Below are 9,392 nucleotides of genomic sequence, written 5' to 3' on the forward strand. Positions count from 1 at the left end.
CCCCTGGTCAGCCGACCCCTCCCCCCGGACCGGGCCAGCAGGGCGGTTTCGTGCCCGGCCAGCAGCCTCCGCCGGCCGGCTTCCCGCCGCCCCCCGGTGGACCTATGCCCGGTGGATTGCCGCCGGCGCCGCAGAAGAGCAACACCGGACTGTTCATCCGACTCGGGATCGCCGCGGTCGTCGTCATCGCGATCGTCATCGTCGCCACGACGACGAACCTGTTCAACAACGACCCGAAGCCGGACGTCGGCGACACCTCGAACACGACGGTCGCCGAAGTCGGCAGCTGCACCGACGAATCGATGATCGCCAACCAGATCAAGGTCGTCAACTGCGAGGACACCAACGCGGTCTACCGGGTCACGGCCCGTTCCGACGAGCCGGGCGGCACCGACGCCGAGGCTGAGGAGACCGCCAAGACGGTCTGCGCCGGCACCCCCGCGGTGACGTTCCTGTACCAGTACGACCAGACGTCGCGTTCACTCGACTGGATGATCTGCCTGGAGCCCGCCGACGGCAGCAACCTGCTCAACTACGGCGAGCTGCCCAAGGCCGGTGACTGCATTTCGAGCACCCGTCAGTACCCGAACGTCGTCGACTGCAACGCCGCCGACGCGGACGAAGAGGTCATCGCCTCTGGTACGCCCGACGCGAGCCAGACCGACGACCAGGCGGCTGCGATCGGCGTGTGCGGCGAGAGCGGCTGGGAGTACTACTACATCGGCCCGGACCAGGCCACCCCGCCGTGGGAGTGGGTCTACTGCACGATGACGAAGTAGCGTCAGCGCCGTTGAGACCCGCTTCCTAGGAAGCGGGTCGGACGGTGACGATGGGCCGGTTGGGACGTCTGTCCTCACCGGCCCGTTTCGTGTCCGGACCCTGGTCGGGGCTTTGATCGACTCGACCCGCGCCGTCCGTCGTCGGGGCTAGGGTGTGCTGACCGGAGGTTGCACATCGACGGAAAGCAGGGCATCACCATGACGACCCCATTTCCCGAAGAGGACCGACAACACGGACAGTCAGGAAATCCGGCTGACTCCGGTCACGGACAGCAACCTCCGTACGGCGGGCCTCAGTACGGCGGGTCACAGCAGCCGGGTCATCCACCGCCTGGCGGGCCACAACAGCCGCCCAACCCGCCGGGACCGCCCCCGCCGGGACCACCGCCGAATCCGTACGGTGGCGGCGAGCAGACACCGAACCCGTACGGCCCGAGTCGAGGCGGCAACCCCTACGCACCGGGGCAGGCGACGCCCGCGCCACCTCCAGAGCCCGGTTGGGGCCACGGCGGTGGAAACCAACCACCACCGGGAGGCGGCTACGGCGCGCCACCGCCATCGTCGGGCGGCGGACCCGGCAAGGGGGTCATCATCGCGATCGTCGTCGGCGTCATCGCCGCGATCGCGCTCGTCGCGGCCGTCGTCTGGTACGTCGTGGACTCCCGCAGCGATGACGGCGCGACCATCGACCCGGCTCCAAGCGTCGACGCCGTGCCGACGGGCCCCGACACGTCCCCGTCGACCGCGCCGACGGAACCGAGCGACACGCCCACCAGCGGTGACGCGTACGGGCTGCCACCGGCCTTGGCCTACGAGGGCGACTGCCTGACCGACGCCGACGACGTCGCCGACGTCGTCACGGTCGCATGTGACGACCCGGACGCGCAATGGCAGGTCGTGCTGCGCGACGACAATCCCGGCGAGGGATCGAACGACGAGGTCGTGCGCGCCTCATGCGCCGGCACGGGGGCCGACGACGCGATCTACGCCCTGTCGGACGACGCGATCCTGCGCTACGTCGTCTGCCTGGTACCGGTCGACTGAAGCCGCGAGTGCTCGACGTTCATGGCGAACGCCGAGCGCACGCGTCCCGCAGCTCGGTCGTGAAGCGGTCGGTGGCTCGGCTTTGAAGGCGGCGGGCCACCGGCGCGGCCAGTCTGCTGGCCCAGATGCCGGGCTTGGAGAACGAGCGCACCGTGAAGCGCGTCCGGCTCGGCCCCAAGGGTTCCAGTACGAAACTGGCCTCACCGCATTCCGGGTGGCCGTCGAGGGAACCGTAGGCGAAGCCCGTGCGTTCCGGGGTGGACTCGGCCCAGACGACCTGGCAGGGGACACGCAGCCACGCGAAATGAAGGATCACCTCGACCCCGGGCGTCGCTCGCGGTCCGGTTGCCTTCGGGCGAAGTCCGCATCGCTCGTGCAGCGCCCACGTCAACAGCACCTCGGCGGCGTACGAGAGAGGTGCGTCCACAATGGCCTGACGGTGCAGGTGCCGATACCCGGCGGGCATCGGGCCGTGCCGCGTCGCGCCGATCTCGGGATAGTTGACCTTCATGTCGATCGACCTCGATTCACGAACCACTCCCACAGCACCGACCACCGGTGAGGCGATCGTCGTCGTTCGGGCGAGGCGACGGGCTTCCCCCGAGGGCGTGAGCATAAGGCTCCCATGGCGAACGCCGGGTCACCGGATCGAGGGCCGCCAGCCCGGACATGGAGATGCCCGCCCAACGTCGTGACGGGCGGGCATCGTCGTGCTCGAACACTTCACCGCAGGATCGGGATCCTACGGACTAGCCGGGTGCGTGCCCAGGCACGACCGAGCCCCCAGGTGTCCCCCGCGTTCGCGGCGGCGAACGCGACGATCGCCGCGAGATAGACGAGATGCTGATCGATGACGGGGTTCGTCTCCAGGGGCAGCGCGGACAGCCACAGCGAACCGAGGAGCGCGACAGCACCGATCGCGGCGGTGCGGAGTCCTATCCCGAGGACGAGGGCGACGCCGAGACCCGCCATGCCTCCCATGAAGAGAACGTCCGTGACCGGGGAACCGCTGAGCGCGGCGAACCACGAACTGAATGTGCCGTCCACATTCGATAGGTACCCCTGGGTGGGACTGGCGCCGGTGACCCACGCGCGGTCGGCGGGCGTCCCGTACAGACCGAAGGTCTTGTCCAGGAAGGTCCACAGGAAGATCCACCCGAGGACGATCCTCGCGACCGCGAGGGCGCGGCTGCCCCCGGTGGAACGCTTCGGGGTGGTGGCCGGGTCGACGGCGCTGTCGACGGTGCCGGGGTGCGTCGAGATCGCACTGTCAGTCATGGCGGTGCCTTTCACGTCGAAGACCGGCGGCTTGGCCACCGTTTTTCGGTCACCGGTCGTGTTCACCTGCTGATCGAAACGGTTAAGAGTCCGATCAGTTATACATCTTTACATTTAAATGCAGCGGTGTCTAGACCACTTGCGGTGCAAGCGTTCCAACACTGGACGAGTATCGCAGGCAATATTTGAAGTCACAAGTGTCGTGCCCAAGGCACTTATCGCACCCGCCAAGAAACGGCCCGTGGCCAGCAGTTGCGCCCGGAACCGCAAACGGACACGACTCGGCTCCGCACGGCGGGAGTGTCCGCGCGGAGCCGAGTCGTGTGGGCCGTCAGTGAGCGCCGGTACCGGTCAGTGAGCGCACCTCCAGTTCGGCGTACTTCTCCGCGTTCGCCTTCTCCTTCGAGAGGACGGTGCCCAGCCAGCCACAGAGGAACCCGAACGGGATGGACACGAGTCCGGGATTGCTGAGGGGGAAGATCGCGAAGTCGACGGAGGGGAAGAGACCCTTCTCCCCCGAGACGACGGGCGACAGGACGACGAGGATGACGGCTGCCAGCAGTCCGCCGTAGATCGCCCAGACGGCCCCGGCCGTGTTGAATCTCTTCCAAAAGAGACTGTACAAGATGGCCGGAAGGTTTCCGGAGGCCGCGACGGCGAACGCCAGGGCCACGAGGAACGCGACGTTGAGGCCCTGCGCGAAGATCGCCAACAGGATCGAGAACAGCCCGATCACGACGGCCGCTATTCGCGCGACCACGATCTCCTTGCGGTCGTCCTCGCTTTCGAGTTTGGCCCTCGCCTTGACGGAGCGCGCCTTCATCATTCGTCCGAGCCGCAGCCGTCGAGACAGCCGACTGTTGCGGTACACGTTGGCGTACAGGTCATGCGCGAGCGAGGAGGATGAGGCGAGCGTCAACCCGGCGACCACCGCGAGGATCGTCGCGAACGCGACGGCGGCGATGAACGCCAGCAGGATCGCGCCTCCGACATCGCCGCCGAAGAACATCTCCCCCAGCTGTCGGGCGAGCATCGGCGCCGCGACGTTGCCGGAGGTGTCCGCCTCCAGGTCGGCCCGGTCGACGAGGGCCGCGGCACCGAAGCCGAGGGCGAGCGTCATCAGGTAGAAGGTACCGATGATGCCGATCGCCCACAGGACGCTCTTCCGCGCCGCCTTCGCGTTGGGAACGGTGTAGAAGCGGATGAGGATGTGCGGCAGCCCAGCCGTTCCGAGCACGAGCGCGAGCCCGAGCGACAGGAGGTCGAGCTTGTTGATCGTCGTCTGGACCGGATCCCCCTCGACCACCTGGCCGTACTTCAGGCCGGAGCTGAGGAAGGCGCTGCCCTCCCCGGACTCCTCGGCGGCGGTGCCGAGCAGGTCCGACAGGTTGAAGTTGAACGCCAGCAGGACAAGCACGGTCATGAGGGCGGCGCCCATCATGAGCATCGCGGCCTTGACGATCTGGACCCATGTCGTTCCCTTCATGCCACCCACGACGACGTAGGTGATCATGAGGACGCCGACGACCACGATCGTCAAGTCCTTCGCGGTGCTCGCCGACATCCCGAGGAAGGTCTCGTTCTCGGAGATGTCGAGCAGCAGGGTGACGAGGGCACCGGCACCGACCATCTGCGCGAGTAGATAGAAGACCGAGACGGTCACCGTCGAGACCGACGCGGCGGTGCGGACGGGACGTTGACGCATCCGAAACGCGAGCACGTCCGCCATCGTGTACTTGCCGGCGTTGCGCAGCAGCTCGGCGACGAGCAACAGGGCGACCAACCACGCGACGAGGAAGCCGATCGAGTACAGGAAACCGTCGTAGCCGGAGAGGGCGATGATGCCCGCGATGCCGAGGAACGACGCCGCCGACATGTAGTCGCCGCCGATCGCCATTCCGTTCTGGAATCCGGAGAAGCCGCGGCCACCGGCGTAGAAGTCGCCCGCGCCGGACGTCCGACGGCCGGCCCACACGGTGATAGCCAGCGTCGCGACGACGAGCAGCAGGAACAAGGAGATGGTGATGGTCCGGGAGGTGTCGTCGGCTCCGGTCGCCAGGATCGTCATGACTCCTCCTTGGGCGTCTCATCGGTGGTGACGTCCGCGTCAGCGGCTTCGATGTCGGCTTTGATGGCCTCGGCGGCCGGATCCAGGTGCCTGTCGGCGTATCGGGAGTAGGCCCACGCGATGCCGAAAGTGGACACGAACTGAAGAACTCCGAAGAGGAGCGCGACGTTCACGTTCCCGAACACCGGAGTCCGCATCCATTCGGTGGCGTATGTGGACAGCAGGACGTACAGGGCGTACCAGGCGAGGAATCCGATGGTGACGGGGAAGACAAAGCGACGCAGTGACAAGCGCAGACGCGCGAACTCGGGGCTGTTGGCGATGGCGAGGTTGGTCCCGGGTTCTGGACCCGGTTGCTCCAGATCGGACATTAGAGTCCTCCAGCATGGACTATCGGCACGGATAGGTGCGAAGTACCGTATCGCCATTGATCGATGAAATCCAGAAGAGAGTTACATCACAATGACCTGAAAAATGTGAGTTGGATCACTCTTGCATTGGGTGGGATTGTCTGCTTTTCGTGCGCAATGCGTCGTTTTCGGCATGGATTGATACCTCGGGAAACAGTCCCTCATAGACGAAAGCGCCCGACCGGAGCGGTTCCNGTCGGGCGCTTTCGTTGTGCCTCAGGCGATCTCGGGACGTCGGTCGGCCTCCAGCGGCAACCAGGTGTCAATGTCGACTGTGTCCTGTTCGCCACCCCGAATGTCCCGCAACTCCGGAGGCGCGCCGTCAACGCCCGGGAACAGAACGAACGGAATGCCGCGACGCTCGGCGAACCGGATCTGCTTGCCGTACTTCTGGGCGGCGGGCGCGACCTCGGTGGCGATGCCCCGCGACCGCAGACGACGCGCGATCGCGTCGCAGTCCCGGCGGGAATCGGCGCTCGGCAGGGCGACGAGGACACAGGTGGGTACCTGCCGCGTCGCCGCGAGCCGCCCCTCCCCCAGCAGCGGGACGAGGATCCGCGAGACACCGATCGACAGTCCGACGCCGGGGAACCGATTCTTGCCGTCCGAAGCGAGGTTGTCGTAGCGTCCGCCCGAACACACCGAACCGAGCCGCTCATAGCCCGACATGAACGTCTCGTAGACCGTCCCCGTGTAGTAGTCGAGACCGCGCGCGATCCGCATGTCCGCGACCACCAGTCCCGGGGCGTCGGCCGCCGCCGCCTCCACTACGTCGACCAGTTCGGACAAACCTTCGTCGAGCAGGGGATCGCTGACGCCGAGCGCCCGCACCCGATCGGCGAAGGAGGCGTCGTCGCTCGTGATCTCGGCCAGCGCCAGGCACGCCTTCACCTGATCGGGCGTCGCGTCGACCGTCTCGGCCAGCAGATCGGCGACGCCCGACGGACCGATCTTGTCGATCTTGTCGACCACGCGGACGGCCGCCATCGGATCGGCGATGCCGAGGCCCTGGAAGAAACCCTGGGACAGCTTGCGGTTGTTGACGTGCATGCGCATCGCGGGGATCGGTAGCTTCGCCAACGCGTCCCCGATGACCAGAGGCAGCTCGACCTCGTAGTGCCCGGGGAGGTCATCGCGGTCGATGACGTCGATGTCGGCCTGCCAGAACTCCCGGTAGCGGCCTTCCTGCGGGCGTTCGCCGCGCCAACACGGCTGGATCTGATACCGGCGGAACGGGAACTGGAGCTTGCCGGCGTTCTCCAGGACGTACCGCGCGAAAGGGACGGTCAGGTCGAAGTGCAGCCCGAGACCGGAGTCGGAGGACTCGGCCTCCGCTTGCAGACGCCGCAGCACGTAGACCTCCTTCGAGGTCTCCCCCTTGCGCAGCAACTGATCGAGCGGTTCGACGGCGCGAGTGTTGACGGAGGCGAATCCGTACAGTTCGAAGGTCTCCGCGAGCGCGGAGATGACCCGCTGCTCGACGATCCGGTCCGCCGGAAGGAGTTCGGGGAATCCGGACAGCGGGGAAGGACGACTCATGATGAATGCTCCTGTGTAGGCGGTTGAGGTATGTCACGAGGCGGCGCCGACGGGCGCGGCGATGTTCACAGGCCGCGCGTCGGCGCCTGTGTATGGCCCTCGTTGCTCAACTCGATCAGGAACGGGTTGGTCCGGCGCTCGACGCCGATGTCGGTCCTGTCCCCGTGGCCCGGCAGGACGACGGTGCCGTCGGGAAGCGCCAATACCTTGTCGCGCAGCGACGCCATCATCTGGGCGCTGTCACCGCCGGGCAGGTCGGTCCGCCCGATGGTGCCCTTGAACAGCACATCGCCGGTGAAACTGTAGGACTCCGCGTCGTCGTCGCCATCGAGTCCGAACAGGACCGATCCGGGCGTGTGGCCGGGCGCGTGCGTGATGGTGAAGGTCAACCCCGCCAGCTCCAGCTTCTGCCCGTCGACGACCGACGCGATCTCGTTCGGCTCCCGCCAGTCGAACTTGCCCGCGAACATTCGGCCGAGGTCACCGAGACCGGCCAACGGGTCGACCAGCTGGCCCGCGTCGCCGGGGTGCACGTAGGCGGGGATGCCCCTCGGATCGGCGATCGGGGTCACCGAAAAGGTGTGGTCAAGGTGGCCGTGGGTCATCATCACGGCGACCGGCGTCAGGTCGCGGGCCGCCAGGAAGGCGTTCAGGCGCTCGGCGATGCCGATACCGGGATCGATCACCACGCAGTCGGAACCGGCTTCGGCCGCAACCACATAACAATTTGTGGCGAACGCCTCCGCGACCAGGCTCTCGATCAACACGATTTGTCCCTTTTCTGCGCCTTTATAGTGGCTTTTCGACCCCGTTAACGCCAGCGTACCGAGGCTGGCGACTGAGGAGCATGCGGGTTTGACGTTATAGACTGCCGGTCGCTGATCAGCCGCCGCCCACTCGGCGGACGACAGGCGGAGACGCAACCACCCACACCATGCACACATTAAGGGGTATCGGCAGTGTCCTCTTCCAAGGGCAAGGCACGGCAGCGCCAACTGGCGCGCGCCAAGCATGAGCGCCAGATCGCACGTCAGGCCACCCGAACCCGTCGGCGCCGTCAGATCGGCGCCGCCGTCGCGGTCGTCGCGATCATCGCCGGGGCCGTGCTGTTGGTTCTCTGGCTGACCGGCGCGTTCGACTCCCCGGAACCCGCGGAGGACCCGAACCCGGTCGTCAGCGAGGACGTCCCCGGTGACGAATCGCCATCGCCGGACGAGAACTCGTCCGAATCCCCCGGTGAAGGCGCGTCCGAAAGCCCCAGTGAGGCCGGCAGCGAGTCGCCCAGCGAGGAAGCCGCCGAATAGTCGGCCCCACCCCTCAACCACCAACGACTGAACCAACCACGATCGGAGAATCCGGGTGTCCACAGTGCGAGACAAGCGCGACGCCGCACGGGCCAAGCTGGAAGCGCGCATGGCCGAGAAGGTCGAGCGTGCGAAGAAACGGCGGCGCGTGCAGTTGTCGATCATCACCACGATCGGCGTCGTCGTCGCCGCCGTGGCCGGATTCGGCATCTACAAGCTCGTCGTGCACCTCAACACGCCCGAGCCGGTTCCGCCGCCCACGCTCGTCGGCGACGGTGAGCCGCTCGACAAGGTCACCATCGACACCATGACGATGACCGCCCCCGCCGATGTCGCCGACGGCGCCGCCGAGTGCGCGTACGTGCCCGCTCCCGCGGAGCAGCCGAACCCCAACGCGGTCGACGCGGGCGTTCCCGAGGACGGCGACCAGCCGAACACGGGCACCCAGGAGATGACGCTGGAGCTCAACACGGGCACCGTCAGCTTCACCATCGACAACGAGAAGGCGCCGTGCACGGCGGCGAGCTTCACGTTCCTGGCGTCGCAGGGCTTCTTCGACAAAACCGAGTGCCACCGCTTGACGACCGAGAACCTCTTCGTCCTCCAGTGCGGTGACCCGTCCGGCACCGGCATGGGCGGCCCGACGTACAGCTTCGCCAACGAACACGAGCCCGAGGACACGGCCGAGGAGCTGAGCGAGGAGGACCTCGCCGCCGGAAAGACCCCTCCGCCGAACTACCCGGCCGGGTCGATCGCAATGGCGAACTCCGGCGTCGACACCAACGGCAGCCAGTTCTTCATCGTCTACGAGGACACCTACCTCCCGCCGAACTACACCCTGTTCGGTGAGGTCTCCGAGGGCCTCGACGTCATCCGCGACATCGCCGAGAAGGGCGCGGTCGAGTCGCGCTAGTCCTGGACACACGGACACCCACGCGTGGGCGTCGAGCGGATCNGATCCGCTCGGCGC

General features: G+C 66.9%; 9 protein-coding genes and 1 pseudogene. 4 read left to right on the top strand and 6 right to left on the bottom strand.

Annotated elements, in window-relative coordinates; all coding sequences use genetic code 11:
- Positions 1-779, top strand: a pseudogene (locus ACM9NP_RS04585) (hypothetical protein); the annotation flags it as partial.
- Between the two features lie 198 nt (positions 780-977).
- Positions 978-1,823 carry an LppU/SCO3897 family protein gene (locus ACM9NP_RS04590; protein WP_415645313.1) on the top strand — a complete coding sequence of 282 codons (846 nt, stop codon included), beginning with the start codon at positions 978-980 and terminating at the stop codon, positions 1,821-1,823.
- Positions 1,824-1,842: 19 nt separating this feature from the next.
- Here the strand turns inward: ACM9NP_RS04590 and ACM9NP_RS04595 are convergent, their stop codons facing one another.
- The 6 genes from ACM9NP_RS04595 to ACM9NP_RS04620 all read right to left on the bottom strand — a co-directional run bounded on the left by ACM9NP_RS04595 (position 1,843) and on the right by ACM9NP_RS04620 (position 7,885).
- Positions 1,843-2,334 (bottom strand): DUF1990 family protein, encoded by a 492-nt coding sequence (locus ACM9NP_RS04595; protein ID WP_415645314.1) that lies wholly within the window; start codon positions 2,332-2,334, stop codon positions 1,843-1,845.
- Positions 2,335-2,546: 212 nt separating this feature from the next.
- Positions 2,547-3,101 (bottom strand): hypothetical protein, encoded by a 555-nt coding sequence (locus ACM9NP_RS04600; RefSeq protein ID WP_415645315.1) that lies wholly within the window; start codon positions 3,099-3,101, stop codon positions 2,547-2,549.
- A 331-nt stretch (positions 3,102-3,432) separates the two neighbouring features.
- Complete coding sequence (locus ACM9NP_RS04605) at positions 3,433-5,169, bottom strand: solute symporter family protein (RefSeq protein WP_415645316.1); 1,737 nt, start codon at positions 5,167-5,169, stop codon at positions 3,433-3,435.
- On the bottom strand, positions 5,166-5,540 hold the full coding sequence (locus ACM9NP_RS04610; RefSeq protein WP_415645317.1) for a DUF485 domain-containing protein: 375 nt from the start codon (positions 5,538-5,540) through the stop codon (positions 5,166-5,168). The genes ACM9NP_RS04605 and ACM9NP_RS04610 overlap by 4 nt, the downstream gene beginning before the upstream one ends.
- Positions 5,541-5,795: 255 nt before the next feature.
- Positions 5,796-7,118, bottom strand: coding sequence for a histidine--tRNA ligase (hisS, locus tag ACM9NP_RS04615; RefSeq protein ID WP_415645318.1), 1,323 nt, complete (start codon positions 7,116-7,118; stop codon positions 5,796-5,798).
- A 65-nt stretch (positions 7,119-7,183) separates the two neighbouring features.
- Positions 7,184-7,885, bottom strand: a complete 702-nt coding sequence (locus ACM9NP_RS04620; RefSeq protein WP_415645319.1) for an MBL fold metallo-hydrolase — start codon at positions 7,883-7,885, stop codon at positions 7,184-7,186.
- Between the two features lie 192 nt (positions 7,886-8,077).
- Here ACM9NP_RS04620 and ACM9NP_RS04625 point away from each other — a divergent pair, with 192 nt between their 5' ends.
- Both ACM9NP_RS04625 and ACM9NP_RS04630 read left to right on the top strand, forming a co-directional pair.
- Positions 8,078-8,422, top strand: coding sequence for a hypothetical protein (locus tag ACM9NP_RS04625; protein WP_415645320.1), 345 nt, complete (start codon positions 8,078-8,080; stop codon positions 8,420-8,422).
- Between the two features lie 55 nt (positions 8,423-8,477).
- Entirely contained in the window at positions 8,478-9,335 is an 858-nt protein-coding gene (locus tag ACM9NP_RS04630) for a peptidylprolyl isomerase (RefSeq protein ID WP_415645321.1), read from the top strand.
- Positions 9,336-9,392: the final 57 nt, after the last annotated feature.

The sequence above is a fragment of the Stackebrandtia soli genome (assembly GCF_965137155.1).
GTDB lineage: Bacteria > Actinomycetota > Actinomycetes > Mycobacteriales > Micromonosporaceae > Stackebrandtia > Stackebrandtia soli.

What these genes read in the sequence shown, in the direction of transcription:
- ACM9NP_RS04610 (WP_415645317.1), bottom strand. Translation starts at nt 5,540, where the DNA reads ATGTCCGATCTGGAGCAACCGGGTCCAGAACCCGGGACCAACCTCGCC.
- ACM9NP_RS04605 (WP_415645316.1), bottom strand. Translation starts at nt 5,169, where the DNA reads ATGACGATCCTGGCGACCGGAGCCGACGACACCTCCCGGACCATCACC.
- ACM9NP_RS04595 (WP_415645314.1), bottom strand. Translation starts at nt 2,334, where the DNA reads ATGAAGGTCAACTATCCCGAGATCGGCGCGACGCGGCACGGCCCGATG.
- hisS (WP_415645318.1), bottom strand. Translation starts at nt 7,118, where the DNA reads ATGAGTCGTCCTTCCCCGCTGTCCGGATTCCCCGAACTCCTTCCGGCG.
- ACM9NP_RS04600 (WP_415645315.1), bottom strand. Translation starts at nt 3,101, where the DNA reads ATGACTGACAGTGCGATCTCGACGCACCCCGGCACCGTCGACAGCGCC.
- ACM9NP_RS04590 (WP_415645313.1), top strand. Translation starts at nt 978, where the DNA reads ATGACGACCCCATTTCCCGAAGAGGACCGACAACACGGACAGTCAGGA.